Here is a 17,181-nt window from a genome sequence, read left to right as displayed (position 1 = left end):
CCTCACGCCATGACCGATTCGTTCTACAAGTACCACGTCTTTTTCTGCCTGAACCAGCGCGACCCCGGCGCGGACCGCCCGAGCTGCGCGAATTGCAACGCGCAAGCCATGCAGGAGTACGCGAAAAAGCGCGTGAAGCAGTTGGGCCTCGCCGGTCCCGGCCAGGTGCGCATCAACAAGGCGGGGTGTCTCGACCGCTGCGAGGAGGGCCCGGCCGTCGTCGTGTATCCCGAAGGCACGTGGTACACGTACATCGACGAGAGCGACATCGACGAAATCGTCGTCTCGCATCTGCAGAACGGCCAGGTGGTCGAGCGCCTGAAGATCGATCGCTGATTGACCCCAATGCACGGCCCAAAAGTACCCGTAAGGACTGCCGCACGATGAACGCCCAGACACAAAAATTCCAGATCGACGGTCCCGTCGGCAAGATCGAATGCGCGCTCGACGTGCCCGAAGCCGGCACGACGCCGCGCGGCATCGCGCTCGTCGCGCATCCGCATCCGCTCTTCGGCGGCACGATGGACAACAAGGTCGCGCAGACGCTCGCGCGCACGCTCGTGCAGCTCGGCTACACGACCTATCGCTCGAACTTTCGCGGCGTGGGCGAAACGGCGGGCACGCACGACAACGGCATCGGCGAACAGGACGATCTGCTCGAACTCATCGCCTACATGCGCGCGCAACCGGGCCAGGCCGACGTGCCGCTCGTGCTCGCGGGCTTTTCGTTCGGCACGTTCGTGCTTTCGCACGTCGCGAAGCGCTATCTCGAAGAGGGCGGTGCGATCGAGCGCATGGTGTTCGTCGGGACGGCTGCGAGCCGTTGGGAGGTCGCGCCCGTGCGTGACGACACGCTCGTGATCCACGGCGAACTCGACGACACTGTGCCCATTCTCTCAGTGTACGAATGGGCGCGTCCGCAGGAATTGCCGATCGTCGTGATTCCGGGGGCAGAACATTTCCTGCACCGCAAGCTGCATATCCTCAAGCGCATCATCGTCGAAGCCTGGCGTTGAAGCGTCGGCCCCGCAGTTGACCCCGCAGTTGGCCCCACAGTTTCGGGGCCCGATGCAAGCCGTTCGTCACCTCGCGTATGTCGGCAGAAATGCGTGAAAAATGCACGACAGGTATGCGCAAACGTGTGACTTAGCGAAAATTCGCCACGACGTGACGCGTATAATGTTCGCCAATTTTGTGCTTGCTGCGCCGCGATCGGCGCATGCACGGCACCGGCATTCCGGCTTTCTCCGACCGTGCGCCGCATGGCGCGCTACGTTCATCCCGTCCCAATTCAGCCCGACCTGAACCTATGCGTTTTCTCTCCTCCGGCCAACCGTCTTCTTTCGTTTCTTCCTCCATCGTTCGCAATGTCACGCTCGCAGCGCTCTTGCCCGCCACGCTTCTGGCGAGCGCGAGCGCATTTGCCCGGACACCCGCACATAGCGCGGGCGTGAAAGTGCAGGCGCAGCCGCAAACAGAGGTGGCTGTCGGCACCCCCGCAGACAACGTGCTCGGCGGGCTGCCACCTCCCGGCGTGAATGCACGCTCGTGGGTGCTCGTCGACGCCACCGCGAATCAGGTGCTCGCCTCCGGCAATGCCGATGAGCGCGTCGAGCCCGCGTCGCTCACCAAGCTCATGACCGCGTACCTCGTGTTCGAGGCGCTGCAGAGCAAGAAGATCACGATGGATCAGATCGTCACGCCGAGCGAAGCCGTGCGCCGCGTGAAGAACGACGAGTCGCGCATGTTCATCGAAGCGAACAAGCCGGTCTCGGTGCATGACCTCGTGTACGGCATGATCATTCAGTCGGGCAACGACGCGGCCATCGCGCTTGCCGAACTGGTGGGCGGCAGCGAAGCGAACTTCGTCAACATGATGAACGCCGAAGCACAGAAGCTCGGCATGACGCACACGCACTTCGCCGACGTGAACGGTATGCCCGACCCGAATCACTACACGTCGGCCGGCGACCTCGCCACGCTCTCCGCGCGCCTGATCCGCGACTATCCCGAGTACTACGACATCTTCTCGGTCAAGGAATTCAAGTACAACAACATCAAGCAGCCGAACCGCAACCGCCTGCTGTGGATCGACCCGACGGTCGACGGCCTGAAGACCGGCCACACGCAAGCTGCCGGCTACTGCCTGATCGCGTCGGCCAAGCGTCCGCTCGCGGGCGGCGGCAATCGCCGTCTCGTCTCGGTGATGATGGGCGAGGAGAAGGAACACGACCGCGTGCAGGACAGCCTGAAGATGTTGAACTACGGCTATAGCGCGTACGACACGACGCGCATCTATCAGGCGAACCAGGCCGTGGCGACGCCGCGCGTCTACAAGGGCACGCTCGACGCCGTGAAGGTCGGCGTCCAGAAGGATCAGTACGTCACGCTGCCCAAGGGTGCCGCCGACAAGGCCAAACCGCAGGTCGAACTCAGCAGCCCGCTGATTGCGCCGCTGGCGGTTGGCCAGAAGGTCGGCACTGCGAAGTTCGTGGGCGCGGACGGCAAGGTGCTCGCGCAGGTTCCGCTCGTCGCGCTCGAAGCCGTGCCGCAGGCCGGTGTCGTCGGCCGCGTGTGGGATTCGCTCATGCTCATGGTCAACAAGAAGAAGTCATGACGTCCGCTTCAGCGACGCAGGCGGCCGAGCCGCTCGTCTGGCTCAACGGTGAAATCACGCCGCTTTCCGAAGCACGCATTCCGGTGCTCGATCGCGGCTTCATCTTCGGCGACGGCATTTACGAAGTCGTGCCCGTCTATGCGCTCGCCGATGATGAAGGCACGGTGCGTGTGCCGTTTCGCATCGCGCAGCATCTCGCGCGGCTCAAGCGCTCGCTCGAGAAGGTCGGCATTGCGAATCCGTTCGACGAAGCGGGCTGGCGCGCGCTGGTTGCGCGTCTGATCGAGGCGAACGAAGCCGCGGGCGCGCTTGCGCACGATGCGCACGCCAACTTCTACGTGCAGGTGACGCGCGGCGTGGCGCCGCGCGGCCACGCCTTCCCGGCGGTGGCCACGCCCACCGTGTTCGCGATGGTCAACCCGCTCAAGCTGCCGGGCGTTGCACAGCGCGAGCAGGGCGTGCGCTGTGTGACGGCTGAGGACAAGCGCTGGCTCAATTGCGACATCAAGTCGACCTCGCTGCTCGGCAATGTGCTGATGGCGCAACACGCGGCCGAAAACGACGCGTTCGAAACGATCCAGCTGCGCGACGGCTGGCTCACGGAAGCGTCGTCGTCGAACGTGTGGGTCGTGAAGGGCGGCGCGCTCTTTGCGCCGCCGCGCAGCAACCGCATTCTCGAAGGCATTCGCTATGGCCTGATCGAGGAACTGGCCAAGGAATGCGGCGTGCGCTTCGAAGCGCGCGAGATCGCCGAAGCGGAGCTGCGCGAGGCCGACGAAATTCTCGTGACCTCGGCAACGAAGGAAGTGCTGGCGGTCGTCGCGCTCGACGGCAAGCCGGTAGGCGGCGGCAAGCCGGGCCCGGTCTATGCGGCGTTCCACGCGGCGTATCAGCGCGCGAAGCAACGCGAGACGCAAGCCGTGCGGGCATCGGCCGCCGAGCTACAGGTAGTGGAGAAATGAACGTGACACAACAGGCAAACAACCCCGAAGCGAAAGAATCGCTGATCGAATTCCCCTGCGACTTCCCCATCAAGGTGATGGGCAAGACGCATCCGGAATTCCAGGACACCATCGTGACCGTGCTGCGCGAATTCGACGGCGGCTTCGACGCCACGACCATCGAGACGCGTCCGTCGAGCGGCGGCAACTACACGGGCCTCACCGTGACGGTGCGCGCCACGAGCCAGGCGCATCTCGACGATATCTATCGCGCCCTCACCGGGCATCCGATGGTGAAGATCGTGCTGTAAGCGAGCAGAAGGCGTTCGAGCAAAAAGGGCCGCAATGTGCGGCCCTTTTTGCATCTGGCGTCCAGGTGGACGTCAGGGCATGTCGCCGATGCGCGCACGTTGCGCCGCGGCGGCGGCCGTCATCAGCGGACCCGCTTCGCAAGCGTCCTCGTAGAGCCGCCGAAAGCGCGCGACCTCGTCGAACACCCAGTCGCGGAATGCCTGAACGCGCTCGGTCTGCATGCGTTGCGGCGGGCAGATGAAGTAGTAGCGCCACGGGCTCGGGCCGTCGATGTCCTTGAAAAGGCGCACGAGGCGCCCGAGCGTGATCTCGTGCATGGCGAGCGAGCGGCGCACGAGCGCGATGCCCTGGCCGTCCATGGCCGCCTGCAGCAGGTTCGACGAATCCTGGTAGAGCACGCCGCGCTTCGGTTCCGGCAGGTCCTGGAGGCCTGCGGCGTCGAACCATGGCCGCCAGAGTTCGTCGTCCGAGCGCAGCAGCGGCAGCTTCGCGAGTTCGCGCGGGTCGGTGGGCAGATTGCCGCCGTTGAAATCGGGCGAGCAGGCGGGAAAGAAGATTTCGTCGAGCAGCAGTTCGGCGTGCAGCCCCGGATAGTGCCCGTAGCCGAAGCGGATGGCGACATCGACGTCGTCGCGCGCGAAGTCGGTGAGCGAATTCGTCGATTGCAGCTCGACGTCCCACTGCGGATGCGCCTCGATGAAGCGGCCGATGCGCGGCGTCACCCAGCGCGCCGCGAACGACGACAGCATCGATACCACGAGCCGCCGGTCGCGGTCGCCGGCGCGGATCTCCTGGGTGGCGTGCGCGAGCTGGTTGAGCGCTTCGCGCACCTGGCCGGCGTAGCGGCGGCCGGTGTCGGTCACACGCACGCGTTTGCCGTCGCGGGCGAAGAGCGCCACGCCCAGCTCCGCTTCGAGCGCGCGGATCTGGTGGCTCACGGCGCCGTGCGTGACGAAGAGTTCGTCGGCGGCGCGCGAGAAGCTTTCGTGGCGGGCGGCGGCTTCGAAGGCCTTGAGCGCATTCAGCGCAGGTAGCTGGCGCAGATCCATATCGTATTTTTTCTCACATAGCCGTGAAAATTGATCGTTTTGCTCGATCCCTTATGGTGTCTACGATTGTAGCTATCGGAGCAGGTCATTCGGAGTCGAAAATGAGAGAAATTTCTTCGGATATCACGTTTGAAGTGGCGGCCGACCAAACGGCTTCAGTGCGCGTCGCGCGCAGCACGCGGCTGACCGTGAAGTGCGGCACCGTATGGGTCACGCGCAGCGACGACACCGCTGACTACTGGCTCGAACCCGGCCACACGATGCGGCTGCGGCGCGGCGAGCGCCTGTGGATCGGCGCGGAAGGCGGCGCAGCTGCGTGGGTGGGGTTCGCGGCGCCGGCGCGCCTGAGTGAGCGCGTGGTCGACCTGGCCGCACGCGCCGCGCAGCGCGCAGGCGTTCACATCGGCGACGGCTGGCGCACGGTTTGACCTGACGGCCAGCCATTCGACAACGGCGGCGATGGGAGGCAACCCATCGCCGCCGTTATCCGCAGCATGCCCGGCGCGCTCGTCCCGAATTCGGTAAACTCCCGGAATCATGTGCGCCACCCCGGTTTCACCCTCGCAAATTCCTTCCGACCCCGGCGCAGCCGCGGTCGCGTCCCAAACGGCAAATTCGCCCATGGTCGTGCGCTGGCGCGGCAACGAGGCTTATCAGACGAGCTTCGACGCCATGCGCGAGTTCACGGCCGCCCGTGACGCCAATACGCCGGACGAAATCTGGCTCGTCGAGCATCCGCCCGTTTTCACGCTCGGCCAGGCCGGCAAGCCCGAGCATTTGCTTGTGGCGAACAGCGGCATCCCGCTCGTGCAGATCGATCGCGGCGGGCAGATCACGTATCACGGGCCGGGCCAGGTGGTGGCCTACCTGCTGCTCGACCTGCGGCGCCGCAAGCTGATGGTGCGCGAACTCGTCACCCTCATCGAGGACGCCGTGATCGAAACACTGGCGGCGTATAATCTCGCGGGCGAGCGCAAGGCCGGCGCGCCCGGCATTTACGTGCCAGAAGGCGCCAGCGGCGCGAGCGCCGCGCACGCGGGCGCGAAAGTCGCCGCCCTCGGGCTGAAGATCCGTAACGGCTGCAGCTATCACGGCGTGAGCCTGAACGTGTCGATGGATCTGAACCCATTTCTGGCGATCAATCCGTGTGGATACGCTGGTCTCGAAACCGTCGATATGGCCACGCTCGGCGTTCAGGCGGACTGGCGCGGCGTAGCCGGCACGCTGGCGGCGCGGCTCGAGTCGAATCTCGCGGCGCACGCAGCAACACTTCCGAAGGTAGCCGAAGCGGCTGCCACAGACCCTTCAGCCGAAGCGGCCGGGATGAACCCGGCCGCAGAGGCGGCTGAAAAGGAAGCGGCCGCTTACGCGGCCGCGATGGACCCGGCCGAAGCGGCCATATCAGGCGGGCAACCGCCGCAACCGCAGGCTGACGTCGCACCGGCGGCCTGACTGGATCGAAAGCATGACTGACGTAACCGCGAACCCCGCCGCAAACTCCGCTGGCACGAGCGCCGACGCCGTTGCCTACGACGCCACCGCAAAACAGAAGGCGCAGGCCAAGACCTCGCGCATTCCGATCAAGGTCATTCCCATCGAGAAGCTCAAGAAGCCCGAGTGGATCCGCGTGAAGGCGGCCACGGGCAACTCGCGCTTCTACGAAATCAAGAACATCCTGCGCGAGCACAACCTGCACACGGTGTGCGAGGAAGCGAGCTGCCCGAACATCGGCGAATGCTTCGGCAAGGGCACCGCGACGTTCATGATCATGGGCGACAAGTGCACGCGCCGCTGCCCGTTCTGCGACGTGGGCCACGGCCGCCCCGATCCGCTCGATCCGGACGAACCGGCAAACCTCGCGCGCACCATCGGTGCGCTCAAGCTCAAGTACGTCGTGATCACGAGCGTGGACCGCGACGATCTGCGTGACGGCGGCGCCGGCCACTTCGTGGAATGCATCCGCCAGGTGCGCGAACACTCGCCCGAAACGCGTATCGAGATTCTCACGCCGGACTTCCGCGGCCGTCTGGATCGCGCGCTGCAGATCCTCAACGCCGCGCCGCCGGATGTGATGAACCACAACCTCGAAACGGTGCCGCGCCTCTACAAGGAAGCGCGCCCGGGTTCAGACTACGCGCACTCGCTCAAGCTGCTGAAGGACTTCAAGGCGCTGCATCCCGAAGTCGCGACGAAGTCGGGCCTGATGGTGGGCCTCGGTGAAACCGAAGAGGAAATTCTTCAGGTGATGCGCGACCTGCGCGCGCACGACGTCGACATGCTGACGATCGGCCAGTACCTCCAGCCTTCGGAGCACCACCTGCCGGTGCGTTCGTACGTGCATCCCGACACGTTCAAGATGTACGAGGAAGAGGCGTACAAGATGGGCTTCACGCACGCGGCCGTTGGCGCGATGGTGCGTTCGAGCTATCACGCCGATGTGCAGGCGCATGGGGCAGGGGTGGTTTAAACATCCCCCGCATCTCGCAAGCACGCAGTCGAAAAGCCCGCTAAAAAGCGGGCTTTTTGCTTTTTTGCGTCGCGCCGCGCTCGAACAGCGCGATGCACGCATCGATTCCAGCGCCATCCTCCTCAACGCGAAATGCAATGCTCCAGCAGCGTCATTAGCTAACGCGGATAAGTTAGAACCGGCCGCCGCCAGACTCCCTATAGTCGGAACCTTCATTCACTCGAACGTCGTTCCGCCGGAGTCCCCCGATGAACCCTCGCGCTATCCCTGCATTCGCACGCCGCCCGCACATCGCCGCTGTTGCATTCGCCGCCGCCTGCCTCGCCAGCGCGTTCGGCGCGCCGCGCGCGCACGCCGAAACGCGCGAGGTCGTGATCGCGTATCAGGACATGGTGGTGCCGTGGCGCTACGCGCAGGCAACGGGCGAAGTCGAGAAGGAAACGGGCTACAAGGTCACCTACCGCAAGCTCGCGAGCGGCGCCGATGTGATCCGCGCACTCGCCTCGGGCTCGGTGCAGCTCGGTGAGGCCGGTTCGAGCCCGATTGCGGCGGGCCTCTCGCAGGGCGTGGATCTCTCGCTCTTCTGGATTCTCGACAACATCAACGACGCCGAAGCGCTCGTCGCGCGCGACGGTTCGGGCGTGACGAGCATCGCGGGCCTGAAGGGCAAGACGATCGGCGTGCCGTATGTCTCGACCTCGCACTTTCACGCGCTCGTCGCGCTGCAGAACGCGGGCGTGAATCCCGCAGATGTGAAGATCGTCAACCTGCGTCCGCCCGAGGTCGCGGCCGCCTGGCAGCGCGGCAACATCGACGCGACCTACATCTGGGACCCCGTGCTCGCGCAGGTGAAGAAGAACGGCAAGGTGCTGATTACGTCGGGCCAGGTGGCGAAGGCCACGGGCAAGGCGACCTTCGACGGCTTCGTGGTCGACCGCAAGTTCGCGAAGGACAACGGCGATTTCGTCGCGAAGTTCGTCAAGGTGCTGGCCGCCGCGGACGCCGATTACAGCGCGCATCGCACGGCATGGAACGCGGCCTCGCCGCAGGTGCAGGCGGTGGCGAAGGAGTCGGGGGCGAATGCCGCCGAAGTGCCCGCGAGCCTCGCGCTCTACGCGTTCCCGACGCCCGCCGAGCAGGCCACGAAGACATGGCTGGGCGGCGGCGCGCAGTCCGGGGCGGCGCAGTCGCTGCTCGCCACGGCCGCCTTCCTCAAGGAGCAGGGCACGATCCAGAACGTGCTGCCCGACTACTCGGTAGGCGTCGATCCGCAGTACGTGCAGCGCGCCGCTGCGCATTGAACGCAAGGAGCAACCCATGAGCGCGCTCGCGATCCGCGATCTCACCGTCATCTACGAAGGCGCGCGGCGTGACGCTGCGCCGAACGTCGCGCTCGCGAACGTGAACCTCGACGTGGCGAGCGGCGAGTTCGTCGTGGCGCTCGGCGCTTCGGGCTGTGGCAAGACCACGCTGCTCAACTGCATCGCGGGCTTCATCGAGCCGGCGCTTGGCGAGGTGCGCGTGAACGGTGCGCGCGTGGAGGGGCCGGGCGCGGAGCGCGGCGTGGTATTCCAGAAGCACGCGCTCCTGCCGTGGCTCGACGTGCTCGATAACGTCGCGCTCGGCTTGCGCTTTCGGCGCGTGCCGAAGGCGCAGCGCGAGCGCATCGCGCGCGAGAATCTCGCGCTCGTGGGCCTGGAAGCGCAGGCACGTGAGCGCGTGTATGCGCTCTCGGGCGGCATGCAGCAGCGCGTGGGCATTGCGCGCGCGCTCGCAAGCGATCCGCAGATCCTGCTGATGGACGAGCCGATGGGCGCCCTCGACGCCATGACGCGCGAGCAGGTCCAAACGCTCGTGCTCGAGGTCTGGGCGCGCACGCAGAAGACGGTGTTCTTCATCACGCACAGCGTGGAGGAGGCACTCTTTCTGGCGACGCGCATCGTCGTCATGACGCCGGGGCCGGGCCGCATCGAGCGCGAGTACGAGGTGCCGTTCGCGCGCCAGTATCTCGCCACGCGTGACGCGCGCGCCGTGAAGTCGTCGCCGGAATTCATCGCGTGGCGCGAGCGGCTGGTGGATTTGCTGCACGCGGACGCGGGCGCACACGCACACGAGGAGGCGGTATGAGCGTGCCGCACGAGTCGTTGAGAGAGGTCACGCTGAAGGCGCGGGGCGTCACTGCACCCGCTGCGCGCGAGGCGCAAACGGCGCGCTCGACAGTCTGGCGCATGCCCGGCGAAGGCCCCACCGCTGCGCTGAGCGCGGCCTCGGTGGCGGCGCTCGCGCTTCTCTGGTGGCTCGCCACCCATCTGCACTGGCTGCCGCCGCTCTTCCTGCCGACCCCCGAAGCCGTCTGGCAAGCCTTCACCGACGCGCTGCACGGCCGCATCCAGGGCGGCCTGCCGCTCTCCGAGCATCTGTTCTGGAGCGCGCTGCGCGTGTTCGGCGCGTTCCTGCTGGCGGTGGTGACGGCCGTGCCCGTCGGCATTCTGATGGGCGTGTCGCGCATCGCGCGCGGCCTGCTCGATCCGCCGCTCGAGTTCTACCGGCCGCTGCCGCCGCTCGCCTATCTGCCGCTCGTGGTGATCTGGTTCGGCATCGACGAAACGGCCAAGATCGTCGTGATCTGGCTCGCCTGTTTCGCACCCATCGCCATGGCCGCGCGCGCCGGCGCGAAGAGCGCGAGCGTCGAGCAGATCCGCGCGGCGGCGTCGCTGGGCGGCAGCCTCGCGCAGATCGTGCGCTTCGTCGTGCTGCCCGCCGCACTGCCCGAGATCCTGACGGGCCTGCGTATCGCCATCGGCTTTGGCTGGACCACGCTCGTGGCTGCCGAGATGGTCGCCGCGACGGCGGGTCTCGGGCAGATGGTGCTCAACGCGTCGAGCTTCCTGCGCACCGACGTCGTGGTGATGGGCATCGTGCTGATCGGGCTGATTGCCTGGGGCTTTGATCTGGGCATGCGTGCGCTCGAGAAGCGGCTCGTGCCGTGGAAGGGACGGGGCTGAGGCCGCGCGGGCTCCCCGCAGCGCTCCGTAGTTACCCGTAGTTTCCCGCTGTCTTCATTACGGAAACCCGGACGGCCCCGAGCCGGGTTTCTGGAAATCCATAAGTTCGGCCGTCTGGGGCAAAGAAAAATCCTTATAAATCAAAGGCGCGAGCGATTGCGCTAGCTGGCACTGACCTTGCAAATAGAAAGCCGCGGCCACCCCCGGCCGCGACAAAAAAAGAATCAAGGAGACAGCCGATGTCCGATCCCATCTTCCGGTTTCGCTGATCCCCAGTTTCGACCTGTCGCGGCCCGAACTCGCTTCGTTCGGCCATTGGCTTAACTCATTTGCAGGAACCATCGTGAAGAAACCTCTCCACAAAGTCCTCTACGTCCAGGTGATCGTGGCGATCGTCATCGGCGTGATCCTCGGTCATTACTGGCCTGCGATCGGCATCGACATGAAGCCGTTCGGCGACGCCTTCATCAAGCTCATCAAGATGGTGATCGGGCCGATCATCTTCTGTACCGTCGTGACCGGCATCGCCGGCATGGAGGACATGAAGAAGGTGGGCCGCGTGGGCGGCAAGGCGCTGCTCTACTTCGAGATCGTCTCGACCTTCGCGCTCGTGCTCGGCCTCATCGCCACGCACGTGCTGAAGCCGGGTGCGGGCTTCAACGTCGACGTCCATTCGCTCGACGCCAAGGCCGTGGCCAGCTTCGCCGAAAAGGCGCATGGCCAGAGCAGCGTCGACTTCCTGATGCACATCATTCCGGACACGATCACCTCGGCGTTCGCGCAGGGTGAAATCCTGCAGATCCTGCTGATCGCGCTGCTGTTCGGCGCCGTGCTCACGCAACTGGGCGAGCGCGGCCGCGTGGTGACCGAGTTCATCGACAGCATCTCGGGCGTGCTGTTCGGCGTCGTGAAGATCGTCACGAAGCTCGCACCGATCGGCGCGTTCGGCGCGATGGCGTTCACCATCGGCAAGTACGGCGTGGGCTCGCTGATCCCGATGCTCAAGCTCATCGGCACGTTCTACCTCACGTCGATCGTGTTCGTGCTCGTCGTGCTCGGCGCGATCGCGCGCTTCACGGGCTTCTCGATCATCCGCTTCGTTTCCTACATCAAGGAAGAGCTGCTGATCGTGCTCGGCACCAGCTCGTCGGAATCGGCGCTGCCGCAACTGATGCAGAAGCTCGAGCGCCTTGGCTGCTCGCGCTCGGTGGTGGGCCTCGTCGTGCCGACCGGCTACTCGTTCAACCTCGACGGCACCAACATCTACATGACGATGGCGGTGCTCTTCATCGCCCAGGCGACCAACACCGACCTCACGTGGACGCAGCAGCTCACGCTGCTCGCGGTGACGATGCTCACCTCGAAGGGCGCGAGCGGCGTGACCGGCGCAGGCTTCATCACGCTGGCGGCCACACTCGCCGTGGTGCCGACCATTCCGCTCTCGGGCATGGTGCTGATCCTCGGCATCGACCGCTTCATGAGCGAGTGCCGCGCGCTGACCAACATCGTCGGCAACGGCGTGGCGACGGTCGTGGTCTCGGCATGGGAGAAGGAGCTCGACCGCAACAAGCTGCGCGCCGTGCTCTCCGGCGAGGTCGAAGAAATGAAGGAAAGCGCAGGCGCGTAAGCCGCGCTGGGCGGGCGCGCGCAAGCCGTCAGGCGCGCCGCCCGCCGATATTTGTTCTCTCGATGTTTCGCGGCCATAGCCGCTGGGCGGCGTGAGCGTTTCCCCTGCGTGAGCGCCGCCCGTTTTTGTTTTTCCCGTCTGACTTCGCCGCAGTTTGGCTGAGTGCACCCGCAGCGCACAGTCCAACCCGGACGCCCCGGCGCGGCCGTGTGCCACAATCTCCCTCATCCCCCTTGACCGTCTGGAAGCCGCTCACGTGACGCGCCGCCTCATCATCCTCTTCGCGCTCGCAGCCGGCCTCGTTGCGGTCTGCGCGCTGACGTGGGCGCTCACGTGGCAGGCCGGCATCGACGCGCTGCGCCGCAATGCCGCCGTGCGCGGCGACCGCACCGCGGCTTCGCTCAAGAGCACGCTCGAGCGCTACGACTCGCTGCCCTATATCGTCGGCGAGCATCCGCTCGTGCAGGACGTGCTGGTCGATCCGAGACCCGAGTGGGTGGCCGCCGCGAACCGCTATCTCGAAGACGTGAACCGCCACGCGCGCGCCACGACGACCTACATCATCCGTGCCGACGGCATGAGCATCGCGGCCAGCAACTGGCGCGACCCCGATAGCTTCGTGGGCGTGGATTACCGCTTCCGGCCGTATTTCATCGACGCGATGAACGGCGGCGTGGGGCGCTTCTTCGGCATCGGCACGATCTCGCACGATCCGGGCTATTACGTGTCGCAGCCCGTGCGGCGCGACGGCAAGATCGTCGGCGTGGCCGTGGTGAAGCTCAATCTCGAATGGTTTCCTGGCACCGATGCCTCGGAGCCGCTGCTCGTCACCGACGACAACGGCGTGATCTTTCTCTCCTCGGTGCCCGCGTGGAAGTACCGCACGGTGCGCCCGCTGCCGCCGGCCGTGGTGGCCTCGATCGACGCCACGCGCCAGTACGCGAGCGAGCCGATCGCGCCGCTGCCGGCGAGCGTCGAGCGCGTGTTGCCGGGCGACGCCGACATCGTGCGCATGGGCGCGGGCATCCGCGCGCCGCGCTACCTGGAAACGCGCCGCTCGCTTGGGGAGCCCGATTGGCATCTCGTCACCATGTCGTCGATCGGCCCCGTGCTCGAAGCCTCGCGCAACGCGACCATCATGACGGGCTTCGGCTACGTTTCGCTGTGCCTGTTCGGCTTCTACTGGCGCATGCGGCGCGCACGCGTGAGGGAAGTGATGCGCAGCCGCGCGATGCTGCAAAAGGCCTACGCGATGCTCAACGAACGCGTGGCCGAGCGCACCGCCGATCTCTCGCAGGCGAACGAGCGCCTGCAGCGCGAGGTGGCGGAGCGCACGCGCGCAGAGGCGGAACTGCGCGCCACCCAGGACGAGTTGATCCAGGCGAGCAAGCTCGCCGCGCTCGGCCAGATGGCGGCGGGCATCACGCACGAGCTGAACCAGCCGCTCGCGGCGCTGCGCAGCTTCTCGGACAACACGCGTGTGTTTCTGGAGCGCGGCCAGTACGCGGCGGCCACCGAAAACCTGGAGGCGATCGGCTCGCTCACCGAGCGCATGGGCAAGATCGTCAATCAGCTCAAGCTGTTCGTCGGCCGTGCGCGGCCGAGAGGCGCACGCGCACCCGTTGCCCGCGCACTGCGCAATTCGCTCGCGCTGCTCGGCAAGCGGCTCGACGGCGTGCGCGTGGATCTCACGTTGACGGAAGACGGCGCGCCGCCTGTGCCGCTCGATGTTGACGCCGAATACCCGGACCTGAGTGCGCAGAGCGACGACCTGCGGCTCGAACAGGTGCTCATCAACGTGCTCGGCAATGCGCTCGACGCCGTGGCGGGCCAGCCGTCGCCGCGCATTGCGATCGACGTGCAGGCGAGCGCCGCGACGCTCGCCATCGCGGTGAGCGACAATGGGCCGGGCATTCCCGACGATGTGCTGCCGCGCCTCTTCGAGCCGTTTTTCACGACGAAGGAAATGGGGCAGGGGCTTGGCCTTGGCCTCGCGATTTCCTCGTCGATCGCACGCGACTGCGGCGGCTCGCTCACGGCGAGCAACGTGCCGCAAGGCGGCGCGCGCTTCGTGCTGACGTTGCGCCGCGCGCGTGCGGATGCCGAGAGCGCGGCGCGTGCCGCCGGGTTGTGATGCCGGGTTGTGACGCTGAGTCGTGAGACTGGCTTTTGAATCAGGATGACGAACGAACATGGTGAACGCATGGTGAACACCACGCCCGGCCGGGTGCTCTACGTAGAGGATGACGAACTCGTGCGCCGCGCGGGCGTGCAAAGCCTGCAGCTCGCGGGCTTCGACGCCGCCGGTTTCGCCAATGCGGAAGGCGCACTGCCGCTCGTCGATGCCGACTTCGCGGGCGTCGTGGTGAGCGATATCCGCCTGCCCGGCATGAGCGGGCTCGATCTGCTCGCGCAATGCCACGAGCGTGCGCCCGAGGTGCCGATCATCCTCGTGACGGGACATGGCGATATCTCGATGGCCGTGCAGGCCATGCGCGACGGCGCGTACGACTTCATCGAAAAGCCGTTCGCCTCCGAGCGCCTCATCGAAACGGTGCGGCGCGCGCTGGAGCGGCGCCTGCTCGTGCTCGAAAACCTCGCGTTGCGCCGCGAACTGGCGGGGCAAAACGCGCTCGCGCCGCGCATCATCGGCAAGAGTCCGGCGATCGAACAGGTGCGCAAGCTCATCGCGAACGTCGCGCCGACGGACGCCTCGGTGCTCATCAACGGGGACACCGGCGCGGGCAAGGAGCTGATCGCGCGCAGCCTGCACGAGCTTTCGCCGCGCCATGACAAACCGTTTGTTGCCGTGAATTGCGGCGCGCTGCCCGAACCGATGTTCGAGTCGGAGATGTTCGGCTACGAGGCGGGCGCGTTCACAGGCGCGGCCAAGCGCCGGATCGGCAAGCTCGAGCACGCTAGCGGCGGCACGCTCTTTCTCGACGAGATCGAGAGCATGCCGCTCTCGCTGCAGGTGAAGCTGCTGCGCGTGCTGCAGGACGGCGTGCTGGAGCGCCTCGGCTCGAACCAGCCGGTGCGCGCCGACTTGCGCGTGGTAGCGGCGGCCAAGGGCGACATGAGCGAGCACGTCGCGGCGGGGACCTTCCGGCGCGACCTGCTGTATCGGCTGAATGTCGTGACGATCGCGTTGCCGCCGCTCGCCGAGCGTCGCGAGGACATCGTGCCGCTTTTCGAACACTTCCTGCTCGACGCGGCAGTGCGCTACCAGCGTCCCGCGCCGCTCCTCACCGAGCGCGACCGTATGCGGCTCGCGCAGCGCGACTGGCCGGGCAACGTGCGCGAGCTGCGCAATGCGGCGGACCGCCGGGTGCTCGGGATTCCCGACGATCTTTCGGCAGTCGCGGCGACCGGCGAGGATGACGCGTTGCCGCTCAAGGAACGCGTGGAGCAGTACGAGCGCGCGCTGATTGCCGACGCGCTGCAGCAAAGCAACGGCGCGGTCGCCCAGGCCGCCGAGCGGCTGCAGATGGCGAAAGCCACGCTGTACGAGAAGATTCGCCGCTATGGGCTGGTGGCGCGCGGCGAGGCGTGAAGAGGCATCAAGCGCTATCGATAGACGTAAAAAAAGCAGCGGGTTTTCCGCTGCTTTTTTATTGGCTACGCGAATCGCGTATCAGGTCGCCAGCGCCTTCTGCAGCAACTGGTCGAGTTCGGCGAATTGCGGCTCGCCGACGTAGCGCTTGAGGATCTTGCCGTCGCGCCCGATCACGAAGGTGGTGGGCGTGAGCTGGACATTGCCGAACTGCCTGGCCGCCGAGCCGTCGTCCATCGCCACCTTGAACGGCAGCTGGCGCGTTTGCGCGTAGTTGGCCACGTACATCGGCGCGTCGTAGTTCATTGCCACCGCGACGAACTCGAGACCTTCGCCCTTGAAGCGGTTATAGGTCTGGACCATCTTCGGCATTTCCGCCATGCAGGTGGTGCAGCTCGTCGCCCAGAAGTTGACGAGGTAGACCTTGCCCTTGAGGTCGTTCGTGGAGACCTTCTGGCCCGACAGGAGCGTGAAGGTGGCGTCGGGCACGCGCTGCTGGCTGCCGAAGAAAGCGAAGTAGCCGGCGACGGCGATCGCAACGACAACCAGCGCCGCGCCAATGCGCATGAGCGCGCCGGAACGCTTGTTCGAAGAATTCGGGGATGCAGCGGTCATGAGCCTTGCCTCGTGCGCCAAAGGACGCGGGTGTTGAGCAGAAATATTGTAGCGCCGAATTTCCCGGCATAGCGGTTGCGAGACAACATCCGGGTATGCGTCGACGGATAATGTCGCGCACCTTTCACTTCCGTGACGAACCGCGCCCCATGGTCCTGGACATCCTTCGCCGTGCCCGACTCCCATTGAACATGCCGATGCGCGCCTCCGTTCCTGCCCGCGTGGCGGCGCTTGGCATACTCGCCGCCGCGTTCTCGCTGGCCGCCTGCTCACCCACTTACGACTGGCGCACGATTTCGAACGACGCGAGCGGCTACGCGATCGATCTGCCCGCCAAGCCCGACAAGGACGAGCGCCGCATCGACGTGAACGGCACGCCGATGCGCATGCGCGTGCAGACGGCCGAAGTCTCCGGCGACGTGTTCGTGGTCGGCACGCTCGATCTGCCCGACGCACAGCCCGCGACGCAGCAAAAGGCGCTCGAGTTCCTGCGCGCAGGCCTCGCCCGCAACGTGGGCGCGCCTGCCGAGGCGCACGCGGTGGCGGTGCCGCTTGCAACGGGCGGCTCGGTCGAGGGCGTGGAGATGCGCATGGCCGGAAAGGCGGGCGCCAACGGCGAAAAACGAACGATCCACGCGCGTCTCGTCGCAAAGGGCGCGCGCGCCTACCAGGTGGCGATCGTCGGGCGCAACGAGCCGCCGGTCGAGCAGGTCGACCAGTTCTTCGAGTCTTTCAAGCTGTACTGAGTTTTGGGACTCCGCAGTACGCCTCTCGCCGCCATGTTTCGCTCACGCAGCGGCGGGCGTTTGCGCGGCGAAGTGAAGGTTGCGCTGCAGGTAAACACGCTAATTATCGGATTTGATTGAGGGTTTACCGGTTACCCACAGGAGCTGTGGGTAACTTTGTGGAAAACATCGCCCCGTTGGCTGGAAAGGGCCGTCCTGTGGGCTTTCTGTTAGTTTCGGCCGCTTTTATGTAAATCCAGAAAATTAGAA

At 65.9% G+C, this 17,181-nt stretch carries 17 protein-coding genes; 15 read left to right on the top strand and 2 right to left on the bottom strand.

Going from position 1 to position 17,181, the window contains the following annotated elements; genetic code table 11:
- The first annotated feature begins 9 nt into the window (after window positions 1-9).
- From E1N52_RS24695 to E1N52_RS24675, 5 genes are all read left to right on the top strand, one after another.
- The gene (locus E1N52_RS24695) at window positions 10-336 is read left to right on the top strand and encodes a (2Fe-2S) ferredoxin domain-containing protein (RefSeq protein WP_069265095.1); all 327 of its coding nucleotides are present in this window, start codon (window positions 10-12) and stop codon (window positions 334-336) included.
- Window positions 337-383: 47 nt separating this feature from the next.
- Entirely contained in the window at window positions 384-1,016 is a 633-nt protein-coding gene (locus E1N52_RS24690) for an alpha/beta hydrolase (RefSeq protein ID WP_133185345.1), read from the top strand.
- A gap of 293 nt (window positions 1,017-1,309) precedes the next feature.
- Entirely contained in the window at window positions 1,310-2,617 is a 1,308-nt protein-coding gene (locus E1N52_RS24685; protein ID WP_133185344.1) for a D-alanyl-D-alanine carboxypeptidase family protein, read from the top strand.
- On the top strand, window positions 2,614-3,579 hold the full coding sequence (locus E1N52_RS24680; protein ID WP_133185343.1) for a D-amino acid aminotransferase: 966 nt from the start codon (window positions 2,614-2,616) through the stop codon (window positions 3,577-3,579). Before E1N52_RS24685 ends, E1N52_RS24680 begins: the two co-directional genes overlap by 4 nt.
- Before the next feature lie 2 nt (window positions 3,580-3,581).
- Window positions 3,582-3,869: a DUF493 family protein gene (locus E1N52_RS24675; RefSeq protein ID WP_246089205.1), complete on the top strand. Its 288-nt coding sequence runs from the start codon at window positions 3,582-3,584 to the stop codon at window positions 3,867-3,869.
- Between the two features lie 72 nt (window positions 3,870-3,941).
- Here the strand turns inward: E1N52_RS24675 and E1N52_RS24670 are convergent, their stop codons facing one another.
- The gene (locus tag E1N52_RS24670) at window positions 3,942-4,919 is read right to left on the bottom strand and encodes a transcriptional regulator GcvA (RefSeq protein WP_133185341.1); all 978 of its coding nucleotides are present in this window, start codon (window positions 4,917-4,919) and stop codon (window positions 3,942-3,944) included.
- A 101-nt stretch (window positions 4,920-5,020) separates the two neighbouring features.
- Here E1N52_RS24670 and E1N52_RS24665 point away from each other — a divergent pair, with 101 nt between their 5' ends.
- The 9 genes from E1N52_RS24665 (at window position 5,021) to E1N52_RS24625 (ending at window position 15,571) form a co-directional block, all read left to right on the top strand.
- Window positions 5,021-5,347 carry a DUF2917 domain-containing protein gene (locus tag E1N52_RS24665; protein WP_133185340.1) on the top strand — a complete coding sequence of 109 codons (327 nt, stop codon included), beginning with the start codon at window positions 5,021-5,023 and terminating at the stop codon, window positions 5,345-5,347.
- Window positions 5,348-5,456: 109 nt separating this feature from the next.
- On the top strand, window positions 5,457-6,371 hold the full coding sequence (gene lipB, locus E1N52_RS24660; protein WP_133185339.1) for a lipoyl(octanoyl) transferase LipB: 915 nt from the start codon (window positions 5,457-5,459) through the stop codon (window positions 6,369-6,371).
- Window positions 6,372-6,384: 13 nt separating this feature from the next.
- Window positions 6,385-7,386, top strand: coding sequence for a lipoyl synthase (gene lipA, locus E1N52_RS24655; RefSeq protein WP_133185338.1), 1,002 nt, complete (start codon window positions 6,385-6,387; stop codon window positions 7,384-7,386).
- 248 nt (window positions 7,387-7,634) lie between these two features.
- Window positions 7,635-8,687 (top strand): taurine ABC transporter substrate-binding protein, encoded by a 1,053-nt coding sequence (gene tauA, locus E1N52_RS24650; RefSeq protein WP_133185337.1) that lies wholly within the window; start codon window positions 7,635-7,637, stop codon window positions 8,685-8,687.
- Window positions 8,688-8,703: 16 nt separating this feature from the next.
- On the top strand, window positions 8,704-9,513 hold the full coding sequence (locus E1N52_RS24645; protein WP_133185336.1) for a taurine ABC transporter ATP-binding protein: 810 nt from the start codon (window positions 8,704-8,706) through the stop codon (window positions 9,511-9,513).
- Entirely contained in the window at window positions 9,510-10,391 is an 882-nt protein-coding gene (locus E1N52_RS24640) for an ABC transporter permease subunit (RefSeq protein WP_133185335.1), read from the top strand. Before E1N52_RS24645 ends, E1N52_RS24640 begins: the two co-directional genes overlap by 4 nt.
- A gap of 340 nt (window positions 10,392-10,731) precedes the next feature.
- On the top strand, window positions 10,732-12,018 hold the full coding sequence (locus E1N52_RS24635) for a dicarboxylate/amino acid:cation symporter (RefSeq protein ID WP_165979442.1): 1,287 nt from the start codon (window positions 10,732-10,734) through the stop codon (window positions 12,016-12,018).
- A 217-nt stretch (window positions 12,019-12,235) separates the two neighbouring features.
- The gene (locus E1N52_RS24630; RefSeq protein WP_425468128.1) at window positions 12,236-14,152 is read left to right on the top strand and encodes a sensor histidine kinase; all 1,917 of its coding nucleotides are present in this window, start codon (window positions 12,236-12,238) and stop codon (window positions 14,150-14,152) included.
- Between the two features lie 45 nt (window positions 14,153-14,197).
- Entirely contained in the window at window positions 14,198-15,571 is a 1,374-nt protein-coding gene (locus tag E1N52_RS24625) for a sigma-54-dependent transcriptional regulator (protein WP_425468126.1), read from the top strand.
- A gap of 81 nt (window positions 15,572-15,652) precedes the next feature.
- Here the strand turns inward: E1N52_RS24625 and E1N52_RS24620 are convergent, their stop codons facing one another.
- Window positions 15,653-16,138, bottom strand: a complete 486-nt coding sequence (locus tag E1N52_RS24620) for a TlpA family protein disulfide reductase (RefSeq protein ID WP_425468127.1) — start codon at window positions 16,136-16,138, stop codon at window positions 15,653-15,655.
- Between the two features lie 245 nt (window positions 16,139-16,383).
- Between E1N52_RS24620 and E1N52_RS24615 the strand changes: the two genes are divergently transcribed.
- Complete coding sequence (locus tag E1N52_RS24615; RefSeq protein ID WP_246089204.1) at window positions 16,384-16,932, top strand: hypothetical protein; 549 nt, start codon at window positions 16,384-16,386, stop codon at window positions 16,930-16,932.
- Window positions 16,933-17,181: the final 249 nt, after the last annotated feature.

The organism is Paraburkholderia guartelaensis, assembly GCF_004353905.1.
GTDB classification, from domain to species: Bacteria; Pseudomonadota; Gammaproteobacteria; order Burkholderiales; family Burkholderiaceae; genus Paraburkholderia; species Paraburkholderia guartelaensis.
Note: the sequence above shows the minus strand (reverse complement) of the source record. Positions and strands in the feature narration are given on the sequence as shown.